General features: G+C 58.3%; 16 protein-coding genes and 1 pseudogene. 3 read left to right on the forward strand and 14 right to left on the reverse strand.

From position 1 onward, the window contains the following. The first annotated feature begins 13 nt into the window (after positions 1 to 13). Positions 14 to 202: a hypothetical protein gene (locus tag NIM86_RS09600; RefSeq protein ID WP_253381464.1), complete on the forward strand. Its 189-nt coding sequence runs from the start codon at positions 14 to 16 to the stop codon at positions 200 to 202. Between the two features lie 182 nt (positions 203 to 384). On the opposite strand, the gene NIM86_RS09605 is transcribed toward NIM86_RS09600, so the two are convergent. The 13 genes from NIM86_RS09605 to NIM86_RS09665 all read right to left on the reverse strand — a co-directional run bounded on the left by NIM86_RS09605 (position 385) and on the right by NIM86_RS09665 (position 16,661). Next, positions 385 to 594, reverse strand: coding sequence for a cold-shock protein (locus NIM86_RS09605; protein WP_253381466.1), 210 nt, complete (start codon positions 592 to 594; stop codon positions 385 to 387). Positions 595 to 855: 261 nt separating this feature from the next. Further along, positions 856 to 3,510, reverse strand: a complete 2,655-nt coding sequence (locus tag NIM86_RS09610) for a nitrate reductase (protein ID WP_253381468.1) — start codon at positions 3,508 to 3,510, stop codon at positions 856 to 858. 87 nt (positions 3,511 to 3,597) lie between these two features. Then, the gene (cynS, locus tag NIM86_RS09615) at positions 3,598 to 4,041 is read right to left on the reverse strand and encodes a cyanase (RefSeq protein WP_253381470.1); all 444 of its coding nucleotides are present in this window, start codon (positions 4,039 to 4,041) and stop codon (positions 3,598 to 3,600) included. A gap of 36 nt (positions 4,042 to 4,077) precedes the next feature. Further along, positions 4,078 to 5,808, reverse strand: coding sequence for a protein kinase (locus tag NIM86_RS09620; protein ID WP_253381472.1), 1,731 nt, complete (start codon positions 5,806 to 5,808; stop codon positions 4,078 to 4,080). Between the two features lie 72 nt (positions 5,809 to 5,880). Next, complete coding sequence (locus NIM86_RS09625; RefSeq protein ID WP_253381474.1) at positions 5,881 to 6,738, reverse strand: formate/nitrite transporter family protein; 858 nt, start codon at positions 6,736 to 6,738, stop codon at positions 5,881 to 5,883. 119 nt (positions 6,739 to 6,857) lie between these two features. Beyond that, positions 6,858 to 7,217: a nitrite reductase small subunit NirD gene (gene nirD / locus NIM86_RS09630; RefSeq protein WP_253381476.1), complete on the reverse strand. Its 360-nt coding sequence runs from the start codon at positions 7,215 to 7,217 to the stop codon at positions 6,858 to 6,860. Between the two features lie 11 nt (positions 7,218 to 7,228). Beyond that, positions 7,229 to 9,679: a nitrite reductase large subunit NirB gene (gene nirB / locus NIM86_RS09635; RefSeq protein WP_253381478.1), complete on the reverse strand. Its 2,451-nt coding sequence runs from the start codon at positions 9,677 to 9,679 to the stop codon at positions 7,229 to 7,231. A 17-nt stretch (positions 9,680 to 9,696) separates the two neighbouring features. Then, positions 9,697 to 10,116 carry a globin family protein gene (locus tag NIM86_RS09640; protein ID WP_253381480.1) on the reverse strand — a complete coding sequence of 140 codons (420 nt, stop codon included), beginning with the start codon at positions 10,114 to 10,116 and terminating at the stop codon, positions 9,697 to 9,699. Positions 10,117 to 10,125: 9 nt separating this feature from the next. Further along, positions 10,126 to 11,898 (reverse strand): ABC transporter ATP-binding protein, encoded by a 1,773-nt coding sequence (locus tag NIM86_RS09645; RefSeq protein WP_253381482.1) that lies wholly within the window; start codon positions 11,896 to 11,898, stop codon positions 10,126 to 10,128. An 18-nt stretch (positions 11,899 to 11,916) separates the two neighbouring features. Next, positions 11,917 to 13,005: an ABC transporter permease gene (locus tag NIM86_RS09650; protein WP_253381484.1), complete on the reverse strand. Its 1,089-nt coding sequence runs from the start codon at positions 13,003 to 13,005 to the stop codon at positions 11,917 to 11,919. A 92-nt stretch (positions 13,006 to 13,097) separates the two neighbouring features. Continuing rightward, a complete protein-coding gene (locus tag NIM86_RS09655; RefSeq protein ID WP_253381486.1) occupies positions 13,098 to 14,507 on the reverse strand; it encodes a CmpA/NrtA family ABC transporter substrate-binding protein in 1,410 nt (469 codons plus the stop codon). A 331-nt stretch (positions 14,508 to 14,838) separates the two neighbouring features. Next, positions 14,839 to 16,065, reverse strand: a complete 1,227-nt coding sequence (locus tag NIM86_RS09660) for a CmpA/NrtA family ABC transporter substrate-binding protein (protein WP_253381488.1) — start codon at positions 16,063 to 16,065, stop codon at positions 14,839 to 14,841. After that, positions 16,062 to 16,661: an ANTAR domain-containing response regulator gene (locus tag NIM86_RS09665; protein ID WP_253381490.1), complete on the reverse strand. Its 600-nt coding sequence runs from the start codon at positions 16,659 to 16,661 to the stop codon at positions 16,062 to 16,064. Before NIM86_RS09665 ends, NIM86_RS09660 begins: the two co-directional genes overlap by 4 nt. Before the next feature lie 270 nt (positions 16,662 to 16,931). On the opposite strand from NIM86_RS09665, the pseudogene NIM86_RS17250 reads away from it, so the two are divergent. Continuing rightward, a pseudogene (locus NIM86_RS17250) lies at positions 16,932 to 17,132 on the forward strand (helix-turn-helix domain-containing protein); the annotation flags it as partial. Between the two features lie 189 nt (positions 17,133 to 17,321). Continuing rightward, positions 17,322 to 17,699, forward strand: coding sequence for a hypothetical protein (locus tag NIM86_RS09670; RefSeq protein ID WP_253381492.1), 378 nt, complete (start codon positions 17,322 to 17,324; stop codon positions 17,697 to 17,699). Positions 17,700 to 17,709: 10 nt separating this feature from the next. Here the strand turns inward: NIM86_RS09670 and NIM86_RS09675 are convergent, their stop codons facing one another. Continuing rightward, positions 17,710 to 17,904, reverse strand: a complete 195-nt coding sequence (locus NIM86_RS09675; RefSeq protein ID WP_253381493.1) for a hypothetical protein — start codon at positions 17,902 to 17,904, stop codon at positions 17,710 to 17,712. Positions 17,905 to 17,946 lie beyond the last annotated feature (42 nt).

Below are 17,946 nucleotides of genomic sequence, written 5' to 3' on the forward strand. Positions count from 1 at the left end.
CTGAACACGCACCATGCACGATCGGGACCAAACTCAATCGGAAAAGCCCACGAAAAAGGCCGGCCCGCTCGGCCTGTCCAAACGGACACATGCGATCATTTTCGTTATTTCAGTCGCGATCGAGATCGTGCTGGTCGTAATCTTCGGCGCATCGCTATGGCAGGGCGCGCAATGGTTATGGGGCTGGATGACGGGTCGCTGACGCCTGAAAGGCCTGGGCTGCTCGCTGAAACGTAATTGTTTCGAGGCCAGACATGAAAAAGGCCGGCGAGAGCCGGCCTTCCCAGGGCTTCGTCAGCAATGCCAGTTCATCCGTGGTCATCGCGCCAAAGCCATTCCGCCCACGCCTGCTCCCTCAGGACCAGGCAGGCGAACTTCGTTCGATCAAGCGGCCGAAATGTTGTCGGCGGCGCTCTTGCCGGTGCGGCGGTCGGCGACGACTTCGTAGTTCAGCTTGTCGCCTTCGTTCGGAGCGGCCATGCCACTGCGCTCGAGAGCGGAAATGTGAACGAAGACGTCCTTGCCGCCATCGTCCGGCTCAATGAAGCCGAAGCCTTTGGTGGTATTGAAGAACTTTACGGTACCGGTGGCCATTTGGCGATCTCCTCAAAGAAAAATCGGTACAAAGATACACCCCGGGATCGGGGCGCGGTGAGTATCGATATTTCAGAGAGTTCACAGTGCGTGCCGTGGCACGGGGATGGGAAACGTCCATCAAGATCGATGGCTGGGATGTAGCGACTTTGCCCCTGATTTGCAAGGAGTCGCAACGAAGTTTCGTCGGCAATCCATTCCGAGCCGCGTCAATGTCGGAAAGCATATGCGCTTGTGCATCGGCAAGATCGTCGATGGGCCCTACTCCGCAGCAGCGGCCGTTTCCACACTCTGACAAATCGACGCGATTTCGCTACGGCATGAACCGCAATTGGTGCCTGCCCGCGTCGCTTCGCCAACACTTTCGACGCTGAAACATCCAGCCGCGACAGCATCGCGGATCGTATTGATGCCTACACCCTCGCAGGCGCACACGATCCGGCCCGGATCTTTTCCTACCCGAGAGCGGCCTGCGAGAACCTGCCATCGCGCCACTGGATCGTATGGCTGCCCGAGAGCGGCAACGACCGTGTTGCGAGAAACTTCCACCGGCTCGGGCGACAGGAACAACGCGCCGACCAAGCGTCGATCATCGAAGAATGCAAATCGCGTCAGCCCATCCTGTGCATCGATATATCCGATTTCTTCGGCGTCGGGGCACAGCAGGAGGGCGCGGGCGAAAGAAAGCGGATCGGATGGCGCGTTATCTAAAGCGAATTCAGCGCGCCACCCGCTTTCCGTTCGCGCGACGGCCAGATAATTGCAGTCATCCCCTGCCGGTTTTTCAACCGATACGGCAAAACCGTAGCGGGCCAACGACACCGCTGAGAGCTCGGCTGAGCCAGCCTTCAAGGCCGGTTGCCCTGAAACTGGATCGGTCTGTGGCCCGATGAGAGAACCGATCCGGGCGCAGTTGGCGAACTGGTCGTTCCAATGCATCGGGACGAAAATCTCGCCCCGCCGAACCCGATCGGTAATCAGTGCGCGCAGAAGCACTTCACCACGCTTGTTCGACAGTCTGGCGATATGCGCCGGCTCTATACCGTGCATGGCAGCATCGGCGGGATGAATTTCGCAGAACGGTTCGGCGATATGGGCGTTCAGCCGCGGCGCTTTCGCGGTGCGCGTCATCGTATGCCACTGGTCGCGAACCCGACCCGTATTGATACGCAAAAATGCACCCGGCGAAGCTGAGGCCTCCGATGGGGTGACGGCAATCGCGCGCGCTTTTCCATCCGAGGTGAAGAACTTGCCATTTGCAAAGAAGCGCGTCTGCCGCGTTGGTGCGATAAAGTCTGGCGCGGGCCATTGGAACGGGCGCATCGCATCGTATTCGGAGCGGTCGAGGCTCTTGTATGCGCCGATGTCGAAGTCGCGGGCGCCATTGTTTTCGAAAGCCGAAAGCGCCGCATGCTCGGCAAAGATGGATGCCGGTCCGTCATAGGCGAATGACATGTCGAACCCCATGCGCTTGCCGATCTCGGCCAGTTGCCACCAGTCCGCCTTTGCTTCTCCAGGCGGCGACAGAAAACCGCGCTGGCGGCTGATGCGACGTTCCGAATTGGTGACCGTCCCATCTTTCTCGCCCCAAGCCAGCGAGGGTAGAACCACGTCCGCCACCTGCGTAGTGTCGGTCTCGGCCATGACATCCGAAACAACGGTGAACGGACAAGTGGCAATTGCCGACCTGACCCTATCGGCATCCGGCATCGACACAACTGGATTGGTCCCCATGATCCAGAGCGCCTTGATACGGCCATCGGCCACGGCGTCGAAGAGGTCGACCGCTTTGAGACCCGGTCTCGATGCGATGTATGGAGAGTTCCAAAAGCGTTGAACCCTGTCGCGGTCGGACTCGCTCTCGATTTCCATATGCGCGGCAAGCATATTGGCCAGGCCGCCGACCTCGCGGCCGCCCATGGCGTTAGGCTGGCCGGTAACGGAGAACGGCCCCATCCCGGCCTGGCCGATCCGGCCTGTCGCCAGATGACAGTTGATGATGGCGTTTACTTTATCCGTGCCAGAAGCGCTTTGATTGACGCCTTGGCTATAGACGGTCACGACACGCTCGGTGCGCGCAAAGAGATTGTAAAACGCACGTAGCTCCGCTTCCGATAGGCCCGTTTGCCGGCACAAGGCATCCATCGAAAGCCTCGATGCGGCGACGATGGCCCGGTCCAGACCACTCACATGGCGAGTGGCATAAGACTGGCGGACAGCGCCGACACCATAGAGATGGGTCAGCAGACCGACAAAAAGCGCAACATCACCGTCAGGCGCGATCTTCAGATGCATATCGGCGATCGAAGCGGTCTCGGTCCGGCGCGGATCGATCAGAACCACTTTCATATGTGGCCGCCGCTCGCGGGCTGCGACAATCCGCTGGTAGAGGACCGGATGGCACCAGGCGAGGTTCGACCCAGTAAGAACGATCAGATCGGCCAATTCCAGATCGGCGTAGGTGCCGGGCACGGTGTCGGTGCCGAAAGCGCGGCGATGGCCGGCAACCGAACTGGCCATGCACAGCCGCGAATTGGTATCGATGTTGCCCGACCCGATGAAGCCCTTCATCAGTTTGTTGGCGACGTAATAATCTTCCGTCAGAAGCTGGCCTGAAACATAGAAAGCGACCGAGTCCGGTCCGTGTTCTTTTATCGTTTCGGAGAACCTGCGGGAAATCAGATCGAGCGCATCGTCCCAGCCGGCGCGCTCCTTGCCGATCTGGGGGTAGAGAAGCCGGCCCTCCAGATCGACAGTCTGACCGAGAGCCGTTCCTTTGGAGCAAAGGCGGCCGAAATTTGCCGGATGATCGGGGTCACCGGCAATGTCGACGGAGCCACCCGTGCCTGCCGTCGCCAGCACGCCGCAGCCGACACCGCAATAGGGACATGTCGTGCAGGTCGTCTTTTCGGTCATGACCCGTGCCAACTCCGATTTTCAACTCTATGGATCGCCTTCAGAACGGCCCACCTTTTGCGGCGGGGTCCGAACAAGACCCTCACCTCACCAGGCATTGTACGGCAGAAACTTGCCGGTCATCTTGATCTCGATCCGGTCGCCCTTCTCGTAAGGCACTTTGTCGACGCTCATATCGAAATCGATGGCGCTCATAATACCGTCGCCGCCCTTTTCCTGGATAAGCTCTTTCACCGTCTGCCCGTAAACACCCATGATCTCATAGAGACGATAGATGCAGGGGTCGGTCGGCACGGTCTGTACAAAGGTCTTGTTCGGAAATTCGGCGAGTACGATGGCCGCTTCCTGCGGCAGACCGAGATTTTGCGTCAGCGACAGTGCTTTTTCCTTCGGCAGGGAATTCATGCCAAGACAGGCGGAGGTCACAAACACTTCGCTCATGCCGATATCCTCGGCGATCTTTGCCCAAGAAACTCCTGCAGCCCGCTTTTTCTCGTAAATGAGTTCGGTCACATCGGCCTTGCTCAGCATTTTATTTCTCCATCGATTTCGGTTTCGGAATGGTGGTCATGGCATTGCCCTTTCGATCAGCAGGCCAAAGCACAGAAGCGCCAGAAGCAGGCTGACGATCCGCCAGAAACGAACCGGATCGCGCTCCATGAAAGATCGCGCGGCAACGCCTGGCAGTGCTGGGTTGGGTGTCGAAAGATCGGCGATAAATTCCGCCGGCTCTTCGTAACGGCGATGAGGATCGAAGTGGGTGGCGCGGCGGAGCGCGGCATCGATCCATCGAGGTATCGCTGAATCATCGCCGCTTGCAGGCTGATAGGAGACACGCTTTTGCTGAGCGCGCGTCCGGGTTCGCGCCATTTCGGCGCCATAGGGAAGCCTGCCTGTCAGCATCTGATAGGTGATGACCCCGAGCGAATAAACGTCGGAGGTGGCCGTGCCGCCTTCACCGAGGAAGTATTCCGGCGCCGCATATTGCATCGTACCGAGCATGGCTTCATCGCCCGGAGCCGCGCCTGCCTCGTCCACACCCGCGACCCGTGTCGCACCGAAATCGATCAGCGTGACATGACCGGTCTCGTCGATCATCACGTTTTCGGGTCGCAAATCCTGATGGATCATCTGACGCCTGTGCATAGCCTGAAGCCCATTGGCGATCTGGACGACGATAGCCCGGACGCTTGCCAAATCCGGAGCCGGATTATCCGCCATCCAGCGGGTCAACGTTCTGGCCTTTAGCAACTCCATCGTGGTGTAGAGGTATTTTCGTGGCCGCCCTTGCGTATGTGCGTTGAGAAGATGTGGATTGGCGAGTCGGCGGGCGACCCATTCCTCCATCAGCATTCGCCGCAAATGCCCTTTGTCCTGAGACATATCCAGAGCAGGAATTTTTAGGGCGACTTGTGCGCCGGTCTCGACGTCAACGGCCTCGAACAGGTGGCTGCGGGCGGAAGCGTATATTCGACGGACGAGCCTCCAGCCATCGAAAATCTCACCGGCCTCGGGAATGAGCTGTGGCGGCGCCAGATCGCCATCGTAAAGCAGCTCTGCGATGCCCGCCTCAGGCAAGGTTTCGATGCGAACGATCTGAATCGTAAGATTGTCGCTCGAACCTTGTTCGAGCGCCCTTGAAGCAATTGTCCGCGCGGCCGCATCGAGGTCGTTGCCGCCGCTGTGGATCAGGCGCGCCATGTCAGCGTCAGAAACGTGTTCGTGCACGCCATCAGTGGTCAGGACATAGACGTCGCCCTCGCTCAGAGGCACCGTGCGGTAATCGATTTCGACATGCCCGGCCATGCCGAGTGCGCGGCCAAGATAGTCTTCTTCGGCGGAAAATCGGATACGGTGATCTTCGGTCAGTCGCTCGAGCACCTCGCCGGCGAGGCGAAAGATACGACTGTCCCCGATATGGAAAAGATGCGCCGTTCGAGCCTTGAGAACCAGCGCGGAAAAAGTGGTTACATGCCCATGATCGCGATCTGCGACATGGGTGCGACGCGTCTCGCCGTAGAGCCAGCTATTGGCTGCAGCGATAACGCGCGAGGCTGCTGTTTTCACCGTCCAGGAATCGGAAGTGCAGTAATAGTCCGATAGAAAGCTCTTGATCGCCGATTGGGCCGCGATGTGGCTGACGGGTGACGATGAGATGCCGTCGGCTATGGCGACCGCGATCCCTTTTAGAGCGAGCGCCGGCTGGGCAGGAATGATCGCGCCGTAGAAATCCTGATTGGCCGGCTTAAGGCCCGCCTCAGAATATTGTCCGATGGAAATGGCGAGATCGCGGGCCACTGGCTTCAATCTTGTTTCGAAGTGGGAGCAAGGCCCGCTGTTTCAAATATGACCAGCGGGCCCGCCATTCGTTTATTCGGCAGCAGGCTGCTGGGCCAGCGGGCTGACCGGACCGGCAGCGCTGGCTGCATCTCGGCGTTTGGCGAGATTATGGGTTGAGTACAGCGTCGCGCCGACAAACGTCAGGCCGCCGACGACATTGCCGAGAATGGTCGGAATTTCATTGAAAAGGAAATAGTCCGACCAACCGAACTGGCCGCCAAGCATGATACCGGATGGGAACAGGAACATGTTGACGATCGAGTGCTCGAAACCGAGGTAGAAAAAGACGAGGATCGGCATCCACATCGCGATGACTTTGCCGGAAACCGAGGTCGACATCATCGCCGCGACAACGCCGGTCGAAACCATCCAATTGCACATCACCGCGCGAATGAAGAGGGTCAGCATGCCGCCGAAGCCGGCTTCGGCATAACCGAGCGTCCGGCCTTCGCCGATAATGCCGATCTTCTGGCCTACCGCGTTCGGCTCCTGCGTAAAGCCCATGGTGAAGATGATCGCCATGAAGACGGCGGTGGTCATCGCGCCGGCGAAGTTGCCGACGAAAACCAGACCCCAATTGCGCATCAGACCTTTGAGGGTGACGCCGGGGCGGCGGTCCCAGAGAGCAAGCGGGACGAGAGTGAACACCCCCGTCAGAAGATCGAAGCCTAGAAGGTAGAGCATGCAGAAGCCGACAGGAAAGAGCAGTGCTCCAACCAGCGGATTGCCCGTATTGACGGTAATTGTAACGGCAAATGCTGCGGCAAGCGCCAGAATGGCGCCGGCCATATAGGCGCGTATCAAGGTGTCCTTGGTGCTCATGAAGACCTTGGCTTCACCGGCATCGACCATTTTGGTGACAAATTCCGCTGGAGCGAGATATGACATGGGAGGATGTCCTTTGTTCTCACGATGGATGACTGACAGAGCGTGGTGGCTGGCGAAGGGCTAAGTCGTCCTCGGCCTTGGCATGTCGGCCCGCCTGATATGGCTGGCCGGATGGCGTGTCAGGCGGCGCTTGCCGTCTGCGCAATCGAAGCAATGTCCGAGGCCGCGATGAAAATGATGCCGTCGCGCACCTGGGTCCGGAAGGTGGTGACGTGGCCCTCGTCGGCCCCCTGCGCTTCACCGGTGTCGAGCGCGATCACCATATTGTGAAGCGGGCAGGTCACGCAGCCGCCGTGAACGATACCCTGGCTCAGCGGCCCGCCCCGATGCGGACAGCGGTCCTCGATGGCGTAAACGTCGTCTTCCGCCGTGCGGAAAACGGCGACACGAAGGGCACCGGCATCGACGCATCGCGCGCCCTCGCGAGGAATGTCTGTGACAGCGCCTATGGAAATCCATTCTGACTCGAAAGCGTTCATCACGTCCCCTTTCATTCTGCGGCCTGTAGCTTGGAGAGGGTGGCCATCGGCTGGAACTCGTGCTTGTCCTTGCCGGAAACCCGTTCGTCCCACGGATCGACCTGCGCGAAAGTCTGGCTGAAAACGAAACGGTCGAAATAGGCCTTGCGGGCATCCGCATCGCCCATGATCTGGCGGCGAATTTCCTCGACGCCGATGCGTTTGGCCCATTTGTAGATGCGTTCCAGATAGTGGCCCTGCTCTCGGTACATCTGGACGACCGCGACAATGTGCTCCAGCGCCTCGTCTTCGGTCTTCACATTGCCGAGAATTTCCGTGCCCTTGATGTCGAGCCCGGCTGCGCCTGCGAAGTGAATTTCGTAGCCGGAATCCACGCAGATCACACCGACATCCTTGCAGGTCGCTTCGGCGCAATTGCGCGGGCAACCGGAGACGGCCATCTTGACCTTGGCCGGCGTCCACGACCCCCACATGAACTTTTCGATACGGACGCCGAGGCCGGTCGAATCCTGCGTTCCGAAGCGGCACCAATCCGTGCCGACGCAGGTTTTGACCGTGCGCAGGCCCTTTGCATAGGCGTGACCGGAAACGAAGCCTGCCTTGCCAAGGTCGGCCCAAACTGCCGGGAGATCCTCTTTCTTGATCCCGAGCATGTCGATCCGCTGGCCGCCCGTCACTTTGACGGTCGGGATATCGAACTTGTCGACACAATCGGCGATGGCCCGCAATTCGGCGGACGATGTCTGGCCACCCCACATCCGGGGCACCACACTGTAAGTGCCATCCTTCTGGATGTTGGCGTGAACGCGTTCATTGATGAAGCGGGACTGGTAATCGTCCGCATATTCGTCCGGCCAGTCGCAGACCATGTAGTAATTGAGCGCAGGCCGGCACTTGGCGCAGCCCCCGGAACTCTTCCATTCCAATGCCTGCATTAGGGCTGGAATGCTTTTCAGTTCCTTTGCCTTGATGAGACGACGCACATCGTTATGCGAGAGGTCGGTGCAGCCGCACATCGGTTTGACGGCATTGGGGTTGAATGCATCGCCAAGTGTCGCGGCCATCAGGCCTTCGACCAGGCCGGTGCATGTACCGCAACTCGCCGAGGCTTTCGTGTGGGCTCGCACCTCGTCCAACGATGTGAGCCCCTTGCTCGTGATCGCCTCGACGATGGTGCCCTTGCAAATGCCGTTACAGCCGCAGATTTCCGCATCAAGCGGCAAGGCTGCAACGGCCGCCGTAGGGTCCAGAGGGGCACCCCCCTTATAGGCCGAACCGAAGATGAGCGTATCGCGCATCTCCGAAATGTCGGTGCTCTTCTTCATAAGATCGTAGAACCAGGCGCCATCGGCGGTTTCGCCATAAAGGACGATGCCGATGATCTTGTCGTTCTTAAGCACGAGCCGCTTGTAGATACCGGCCGTCGCATCGCGCAGAACGATCTCCTCCCGGTCGTCGCCCTCGGCAAAATCACCGGCAGAATAGAGGTTGATACCCGTCACCTTCAGCCGCGTCGGCGTCTCCGAGTGAGCGAACGCTTTCGACACATCTCCAGAGAGATGGCCGGCCAGGACCTTGGCCATTTCGTAAAGCGGAGCGACCAGCCCATAAACCTGACCTTCCACTTCCACGCACTCGCCGACCGAAAAGATATCTGGATCGGAAGTCGACATGGCGGGCGAGCAGACAATGCCGCGATTGACTTCGAGGCCAGCATCCTTCGCCAAAGCAACGTTCGGCCGAATGCCGACGGCCATGACGACGAGCGAGGCATCGATAACGGTGCCATCTTTGAGTTCGACGCCAGTGACTTTATCCTCGCCAAGAATGCGAGCTGTGTGCGCCTCGGTAATCACCTTGATACCGCGCTTTTGAAGCTCATTCTGCAGCAGATAGCCGGCGGAAGGGTCGAGCTGCCGCTCCATGAGTGTCGGCATCAAATGCAGAACGGTCACGTCCATGCCACGTTCTTTCAGGCCGGCTGCGGCTTCCAGACCCAAAAGGCCGCCGCCGATAACCACCGCCTTTTCGCGCGACTGGGCGGCCAACAGCATCGCCTCGACATCGTCAAGATCACGGTAGCTGAGAACACCCGCAAGATCATGACCGGGAACCGGAATGATGAACGGATTGGAGCCAGTGGCAACCACCAGCTTATCATAGGGTACCGTCTCTCCATGCTCTGAGGTTACGGTCTTGGCCACCCGGTCGATGGCAACCACCTTATGACCTTTATAGAGAGTCACGCCGCGTTCCACGTACCAGCCATCGCCATGAATGACGATTTCATCGAATGTCTTCTCGCCCGAGAGCACTGGCGACAGCATGATACGGTCGTAATTGACGCGCGGCTCTGCATTGAAAATCGTCACATCATAGGCGTCTGGCGCCGCCTCGATAAGATGTTCCAGCATACGTCCCGGCGCCATGCCGTTTCCTATGACGACCAGTTTCTGTTTCATCGGTCTTTCCCCGTCGTTCAGGCGGCTTGCGCGTTTGCGGCGTCGATCATGACCGCCGAAAGGGTTGAGTAGGCTTTGGTCCAGGCGGCCTCCGTCTCGGCGTCGAAGGCATCGCCAAGACCTTGGTCCAGGGTCCAAAGAAGCGCCGCGCCTACTGGCGCGTAGTGCTCGTTCTTCACGCCGTAGTCGGTATGGCGCACCGCAAGATTCTGCGCCGCGGGGACAAGCTCATCGAGCCTGTCCAGCGCGCCGACCACGAAGGTAAGGGTGCCCATCAGCTTGCGGCCCTGCTCCTTCAGGTCGGTGGCGGCGAAGAGGGGCTTCACCTCCGGCGCAATCTCGAAAAGCCTGCCGTAGAAAAGTTCGGCTGCTTGCGGAGCGATGGGCGCTACCTTGGCGAAGGAGGTTCTGACACGGGTAATCTCTTGAGGTGTCATCTGGCTCTCCTACTCCGCTGCGGCCATTGAGGAATTGCGCTGGCGTTCGATCCGCTGTGCGCGTTTCTGTGCAATGGCGGCGAGTTGCTCCTCCGTCGGGTCCGCGCCGCCTTCATAGGCCTCGAGAAACTCCAGCAATTCTTCGCGATAAGCGTAATAGTCCGGGTGCTTGAGAAGAGCCTTGCGGCTGCGCGGACGCGGAAGATCGACATCCATGATGTTGCCGATCTTGGCATTCGGCCCATTGCTCATCATGACCACGCGGTCGGCAAGCAGGATGGCCTCATCGACGTCATGCGTAACGCAGATTGCGGTCACGTTGGTCTTGGCCCAGACGTCCATCAGAACGTCCTGAAGCTCCCAACGGGTCAGGCTGTCGAGCATGCCGAACGGCTCATCGAGAAGGAGGAGCTTGGGCGAAAGAGCGAAGGCGCGGGCGATGCCGACCCGCTGCTTCATGCCGTTGGAAAGCTCAGAGGCGTAGCGCTGCATGGAATCGGCGAGGCCGACCCGCGACAGGTAATATTCGACAACGTCGCGCTTTTCCGCATCCGACGCATCGGGATAAACCTGATCGACGCCAAGACGCACATTCTCATAGGCGGTCATCCAAGGCATCAGGGAAGGAGCCTGGAAGACGACGGCTCGCTCCGGCCCCGCCCCTTCCACATGGGTTCCGTCCAGAATGACTGAACCGCCAGTGATCGGGTTAAGGCCGGCGCACATGGAAAGAACGGTCGATTTCCCGCAGCCGGAATGGCCGATCAGCGTGATGAATTCGCCGTTCTTCATTTTAAGGTCGACGTCTTCTACGACCGTCAAAGGTCCTTTGGGCGTAGGGTAGACCTTGGTGAGTTTGGAGAACTCCAGATAGCGATCCTCTGCTCCGCCACTTTCAGCCGCGCGACTATAAGCGTCCGGAAGCTTTTCCGTTTTCGCCTTTGGCGATTTGGGCGTGAGGCTGGGCAGCGCGATGACCTTCTCGCTGCCGGCCGCGTTGCGACTTTCCCCAAGCTCCATGAGATAGGCGGTGATCTCGCTGCGCAGGCGGATGAAGGTTTCGTCATGGTTCATGGCCGCACGTTCGCGCGGCCGGGGGAGGCTCACATTGAAACTCTTGCCCAGGGTGGCGTCAGGGCCGGGAGTAAGCGGAATGATGCGGTCGGCGAGCAGAATCGCTTCGTCCACATCATTGGTGACGAGCACGATCGTCTTCTTTTCCTTCTCGCAGATCGCCGCAAACTCGTCCTGCAACTTGGCCCTGGTCAGCGCATCCAGCGCCGAGAGCGGTTCGTCCATCAGCAGAACTTCGGGCCGCATTGCCAGAGCGCGCGCTACGGCGACGCGCTGGCGCATCCCGCCCGACAATTCGGCCGGCTTGCGATCCTTGGCGTGTCCGAGACCCACCATGTCGATATAGGTGTCGGCGATCTGCCTCCGCTCTTTCGCGCCTTTATCGCCATGGACGCTGTCCACCGCCAGGCCGACATTCCCCGACACGGTGAGCCATGGCATCAGCGAATAGGACTGAAAGACAACGCCGCGCTCAGGATCGGGACCCGAAATTTCCTTTCCGCGGAAAAGCACGCCACCCCGATCCGGCTCGATTAGACCGGACAGCAGGTTGATAAGCGTTGTCTTGCCGGTTCCGGAGAAGCCGACAATGGCGATGAATTCGCCCTCGTCCACCTTGAGGTTTACGTCGGTGAGAACGCGGTTTGCCGCCGCGCCTTCGCCGAAATGTTTGCTGGCATTGGCCAGTTGAAGGATGGGTTCGACCATGATCGCTTCTCCCGTCCGTCAGCGATTGGCCGAGAAGGTGAACGCGCGCTGCAGAGCGAACATTACCCGGTCGAGCATGAAACCGATGAGACCGATGGTGAAGACGGCCACCATGATGCGCGCCAGCGACTGGCTGGACCCGTTCTGGAATTCATCCCAGACGAATTTTCCAAGACCCGGATTCTGCGCCAGCATTTCTGCCGCGATCAGCACCATCCAGCCCACGCCCAGCGATAGGCGCAGCCCCGTAAAGATCAGCGGCAGGGCGGACGGCAGGACGAGCTTCGTAATCGTTTTGCGGGTCGGAAGTTGCAAAACGCGGCCGACATTCATCAGGTCCTTATCGACAGAAGCGACACCCAGCGCGGTGTTGATCAGCGTCGGCCACAGCGAACAAAGCGTCACGGTGATGGCGGAAATCAGCAACGCCTTTGGCAGCCATTCCAGTGGGTTGGCATAGGCAGCCGATACGATCATCGTCACGATCGGCAGCCAGGCCAGCGGGCTAACCGGCTTGAAGATCTGCACCAGCGGATTGATCGCGCCATTGACGGTGCGCGAAAGACCTGAGGCGATACCGAGCGGGACGGCGATAAGCGTGGCGATGCCGAAACCGAGTGCGACCGTTACGAGCGACGTGAATATCTGGTCGATATAGGTTGGCTGACCCGTAAAAGTCCGCCATTTTACGCGATCGGCCTTGCCGGCCTCGATTAGCTTGGCGTTCCGCTCGTCCTGACGTTCGTAGAAGGTCGAAGCTTTCTCGCGCATGCGATTGTGATCGTCGATCAGGTCTCCAGCCGCGCTCCAGACCTGAGCCGGTCCCGGAATCGCGCCGAGCGAAGTCTGCACTTGCGGCGCCAACGCCGCCCAGGCGCCGACAAAGAGGACGATACCGAGAAGCGGGATGAGAAGAAGGCGCTTCAGCTCGTCGAGTTGCTCCGAGACATTCTCTCCGACCGCCATCTTCATAAGTGGGACGGTGAAGCCAAGGCCGAGAGCATCGAGCCAGCCGCCGGCTTTATTGATAACCGGAAGCATCTTTTCGCGCCGCAATTGTGCGCGCGATGTCGCCGTCGGCGAATAAGTCTGAGTTGCATCGGTCATCGAAATATCGAGCCTTTTGCGTTTTGATGTTGTGATCGATGGATTGGTCTGCCGCGTCGGGAGGATCAGCGGCAGACCAGCCCCTATTCGTGTCAGTTCGAGGCAGAACCGCCGACGACCTGACCGTTTTCGACCGTCTCACCGTCCTTCAGACCGATCTTCAGGGAAGCGAGATAGTCGTTCGGCTTTTTGCCGTCGTAGGCGACGCCATCGAGGAAATCCTCAGCTGGAACCGCATCGCGATAACCGTCCGTTTCCGGGATCTCTGACGTTTCCATGTAGCCGTCATCGACGAGGCTCTCGGCTGCCGCTTTATAGATGTCCGGGCGATAGACCTGCTTGGCGGTCTCATCGTACCAGCTGTCGGGATGGCTTTGGGGGATCTGGCCCCACCGGCGCATCTGCGTCAGATACCAGACGGCGTCAGAGTAGAATGGATACGTTGCGTCATAGCGATAGAAGACGTTGAAGTCCGGCACGTCACGCTTGTCGCCCTTCTCATATTCGAAGGTACCAGTCATCGAGTTGGCAATGACCTCTGCATCCGCGCCGACATATTCGGGCCGTGACAGAATTTCGACGGCTTCCATACGATTGGCGTTGTCATCCTCATCCAGCCATTTCGCCGCGCGGATCAGCGCCTTGACGATGGCCTTCGTGGTTTCCGGATTTTCTTCTGCAAAGGCCTCGGTGATGCCGAAGACTTTCTCAGGATTGTTCTTCCAGATTTCGTAGTCGGTGATGACCGGAACGCCGATACCCTTGAACACGGCCGCCTGGTTCCATGGCTCGCCGACGCAGTAGCCGTAGATCGTGCCGGCCTCGAGCGTCGCCGGCATCTGCGGCGGCGGCGTCACCGAAAGCAGCGCATCCGCCTTGATCTGGCCGGTCGCATCGCCCGGTGCGTAGAAGCCCGGGTGGATACCGCCAGCCGCGAGCCAATAGCGCAGTTCGTAGTTATGCGTGGAGACCGGGAACACCATGCCCATGTTGAAAGGCTTGCCCTCGGAACGGTATTTTTCGACCACAGGCTTAAGCGCCTCGGCACTGATCGGATGCTGAAGCTTGCCATCCTCATCGGTCGGGATATTTGGCTTCATTTCCTCCCAGACCGCGTTGGAAACGGTGATGCCGTTACCGTTAAGGTCCATGGAGAATGGCGTGATAATGTCGGCCTGCGTGCCGTAGCCGAGCGTAGCGGCGAGTGGCTGGCCGGCCAGCATATGAGCGCCGTCCAGGCGACCGTCGATCACACCGTCGAGCAGAACCTTCCAGTTCGCTTGAGGCTCAAGCGTGACGAAAAGGCCCTCATCCTCGAAATAACCCTTCTCATAGGCGATCGCGAGCGGCGCCATGTCGGTCAGCTTGATGAAGCCGAAGGTCAGCTCGTCTTTCTCGACATCAAGCATTTCTGCGGAAGCGGGCGTGAGACCGAACGTCAGAGTCGCGGCGGCAGCGCTGGCGACTATGAGACGACGAAAGAGTGGGTAGGCCTTAGCCATAGACACAAATCCTCTGTTCGCCCGTGGCGAGCAGCCCCGGGGCGTGATCCGTTTCAGTTTGGAAAATGAACTGTCGACATGCGCTGCTGGCAGCGATGTATCGACTTGATCTGGCGACAATGCCTCGGAACCCGCCTTTGGACTCCGTCGTCGAACCTAATTCGACACAGCAATAATGGACGGTCCGAGCCTAGCTGGCAAGGAAATTTTTCAGACCGGTATAAGCTAAAAAATCAATAAAAATCAGCTAGTTGAACTGTTATAGCGACCGCTATTTTGCTGTGCAACATGCACAAATTTTATGCAAAAAAGTAAACGGGTCGAAATTTGCTCATCTGAGCGAGCGGCTTTGGCTCGCGATATAGTCGTCGAGTCTTGCCGGGTCGAAAATACGTCCGTCCATGAAGCCGTCGGGACCGATAATAAGGGGACGGCCATCGGCTGCGGGCAGTTCTCGCGCTTCGGTAAGGGCGCCTTCGACCTTTGCATCGCTGGCAGGCAGAAGCGCGTCCGTTTCTGCCAGGGCGGCGCGATACAAATCGGGTCGGTAAGTCGCGTTCGCGGTCCTGGCATTGGCTGTCGTGTGTTCCAGCAGTCCCCACCGAACCATCTGACTGTAAAGCCAAAGCGCGTGACTGCGCCAAGGGAACGTGGCTGCTCGCCTGTCCGTGATGAAGAAGTCAGGATTACCGCTCTCATTGCCAGATCCGAACCGGCCCGCGAGGCTTTCCATGAGGATAGCTGCGGGCACATCGATATGGTTCGGTTCCGACAGCAGGCGCGCGAGTTCTTCGTGATTCTCCGGCAAATCGCACCAGACCGCCGCACGGTAAAGCGCACGAATGAGAGCGTGGACAAGACCAGGATCGTCATCGACGAGCGCTTCGCGGACGGCAAGGACCTTTTCAGGACTTGATCGCCAAATCGCATTCTTGGTCGCGATCACATGGCCAACGCCGCGGGCGACTGCGACATTGCTCCAAGGCTCGCCAACGCAAAAACCGTCGATGCGGCCGCTTGTCAGCGCATCCGGCATGTAGGACGGCGGCACGATCACGATGTCGACATCGTGATCCGGGTCGATCCCGCTAGCGGCCATGAAATAGCGGAGTTCCAGATTGTGGCCTGAATGACTGTGAACGACTGCGAAGCGTGTGCTTCGGCCGCTCGAGAGTCGTCGTTTCAAAGCTTCGGCCAGCCGGCGCCCGGAAAGCGAGGCATCGTTGATCGAAAAGCCCGCCGCATCATCGTCTTGCGCCATCATATCGGAGAGTTCGCCGCTGACGCATATGGCGTTCCCGCCCAGGCCCATCGCAAAGGGCGCCGCTAGGCGGCCGGGCAGCGGGCCGAGACCGAGATTAGCGGCAATGGGCATGGGCGCCAGCATATGAGCGGCGTCGAAATGCCCGATAGCGATCCGATCCCGAATATTGGCCCATGACGCGTCGCGCATGAGATGAAGGTCGATACCCTCCTTCTCGGCAAAACCGAGCCGGGCCGCCGCAATGAGAATGGCGGCATCCATAAGAGGCAGAAATCCGGCGCTGACGCGTGTCATGTCTTATCGTCCAAAAGAGCAGCAGCAGTGATGAGGCTTTCAGCAATTTCAGCGAGCCGACGGTTCTGGTTCATGGCTGCGCTCCGCATGATGCGGTAGGCTTGGCCCTCATCGATATTGCGCTGGTTCATGAGAATGGTCTTGGCGCGTTCGATGAGCTTTCGCTCGGTCAGCGCGTCGCGCGCGATCTGCAGTTCGCGCTCCATCTTTGCAAACGCGTTAAAGCGGCCGACCGCCATTTCAAGGATGGTCTTGATACGCTGCGGCTTCAGACCATCCACCACATAGGCGGACACGCCAGCTTCTATGGCCGCTGCTGTCGCAGCCGCATCCGAATGATCGACAAACATGGCTATTGGTTTTTTGACGGCGCGTGACAGCTGAAAGGCATTTTCCAGCATATCCCTGTTCGGATTGCCAAGATCGATAACGATCACGTCGGGCTGCAAGGCCTCGATGGTGGCTGCAATCCCGTGCATATCGCTAGCAAGGTGAACGCGCATTTCGCCGGAATGTCGCAGCCCCTCCTCGATGATGGAGGCGCGTATCGGATTATCGTCGATAACGAGGACCGACGTCGTTTCTTCACTTGCCATCGCTCGGTACGATTACCCGCCAAAAATTCGGTTTACCCGAAGTAAGCACAACTCATACGGTATGGTAGACCCGAAATGCTGCAAAGCAATATCGACCTTTCGGTCGCAACCTCTGGGTGAAAGCGCGCAATCAAATTATTGATGATTGCCGACCATTTACCGAAAAAATTTACACCAATGCTCTGTCGTCGTATTCCACATTGTAAGGATGAATTTATGCGGGATTGAACGGCAAACCTCGAGAGCCGAAAGTCCATATTCTGGGGCACTATGGATACTTTAAGACAGCGTTTTGCAACAAATTTGAAAGCGCTGGCTGACCAGCGGAAAAGTCACTCTGAGGTCGCGCGCGCGATAGGTGTCAATCGCCACCAATTCAGCGCCTACACGACCGGAAAGAATCTGCCGAACGACAGCATCGTAAGGAAAATATGCGAATATTTTCAGATAGATGTGCACGATCTCTTCAAAGCCGACGACGACAGAGTAAATTATGACGAACTGTATCTCCGGAACATAAAGTTTCTAACGGAATATCTGCTGCATCAGAAAAGCAGCGCGAGCGACTTCCCGGAGGGCCGCTATGTGATCTATTTCCGTGATCCGCGGCAGAGTGACACGATTCAAACTTCGATTTTGTCAGTCAGCAAGCAAAATAATGTGAGAGAATTTCGAAGATTTACAAAGCTTCCCAATAGCGAACGAAGCAATCTGGAAGAATTGCATATTCATACCGGCATCGTCATATCATCGCTCAACCGGCAACTGTTCCTGGGATCGCAAATTGCCGGCAACCCGATCATGTCGATAATGATCTGCAAGCCGGTTTTGTCGGCAAATGTCCTATTTTCCGGCAAGGCTCTCGTTGCCGTCCCGGACAGGTACCAGCCCATCGATCTGGTCATACCCAGCCGGCCGAATATGGAATCGAAAACGTCATCGTCGGAAATGGTCGAAATTTTCGACGCAAAAGCGCCCGAACTCGACAAAGTTGCGATCGAGTACCTTTTCGATGAGAAGAACTTTGCCGAATGGTAGTTCGAGCGATCTATTCGTAGCTAACCCGGATATCTTTCAAAGCGTCGAGAGCAGCGTTCAGCGTCTGCGCCTGAGAGTGATTTTTTTCTGACTTCATAATGCCGATGATGAGTTCGATGTCCCATTCGACGCCTCGAACGAACTGGGACATGGACGACGATGTCGCCTTCGTAATCGGATTTGCGTGATTTCCACTACTCGCCATCGGTTCACCTTACACTGTACTGGCCGCCATTCAGCACGTCAC

The organism is Notoacmeibacter sp. MSK16QG-6 (assembly GCF_024158145.1).
GTDB lineage: Bacteria > Pseudomonadota > Alphaproteobacteria > Rhizobiales > Rhizobiaceae > Notoacmeibacter.

Excerpts from the sequence above, each read along its gene's own strand:
- nirB (WP_253381478.1), bottom strand. The coding sequence starts at position 9,679 with ATGAAACAGAAACTGGTCGTCATAGGAAACGGCATGGCGCCGGGACGT.
- NIM86_RS09655 (WP_253381486.1), bottom strand. The coding sequence starts at position 14,507 with ATGGCTAAGGCCTACCCACTCTTTCGTCGTCTCATAGTCGCCAGCGCT.
- NIM86_RS09650 (WP_253381484.1), bottom strand. The coding sequence starts at position 13,005 with ATGACCGATGCAACTCAGACTTATTCGCCGACGGCGACATCGCGCGCA.
- NIM86_RS09610 (WP_253381468.1), bottom strand. The coding sequence starts at position 3,510 with ATGACCGAAAAGACGACCTGCACGACATGTCCCTATTGCGGTGTCGGC.
- NIM86_RS09660 (WP_253381488.1), bottom strand. The coding sequence starts at position 16,065 with ATGACACGCGTCAGCGCCGGATTTCTGCCTCTTATGGATGCCGCCATT.
- nirD (WP_253381476.1), bottom strand. The coding sequence starts at position 7,217 with ATGAACGCTTTCGAGTCAGAATGGATTTCCATAGGCGCTGTCACAGAC.
- cynS (WP_253381470.1), bottom strand. The coding sequence starts at position 4,041 with ATGCTGAGCAAGGCCGATGTGACCGAACTCATTTACGAGAAAAAGCGG.
- NIM86_RS09640 (WP_253381480.1), bottom strand. The coding sequence starts at position 10,116 with ATGACACCTCAAGAGATTACCCGTGTCAGAACCTCCTTCGCCAAGGTA.
- NIM86_RS09645 (WP_253381482.1), bottom strand. The coding sequence starts at position 11,898 with ATGGTCGAACCCATCCTTCAACTGGCCAATGCCAGCAAACATTTCGGC.
- NIM86_RS09600 (WP_253381464.1), top strand. The coding sequence starts at position 14 with ATGCACGATCGGGACCAAACTCAATCGGAAAAGCCCACGAAAAAGGCC.
- NIM86_RS09675 (WP_253381493.1), bottom strand. The coding sequence starts at position 17,904 with ATGGCGAGTAGTGGAAATCACGCAAATCCGATTACGAAGGCGACATCG.
- NIM86_RS09625 (WP_253381474.1), bottom strand. The coding sequence starts at position 6,738 with ATGTCATATCTCGCTCCAGCGGAATTTGTCACCAAAATGGTCGATGCC.
- NIM86_RS09605 (WP_253381466.1), bottom strand. The coding sequence starts at position 594 with ATGGCCACCGGTACCGTAAAGTTCTTCAATACCACCAAAGGCTTCGGC.
- NIM86_RS09665 (WP_253381490.1), bottom strand. The coding sequence starts at position 16,661 with ATGGCAAGTGAAGAAACGACGTCGGTCCTCGTTATCGACGATAATCCG.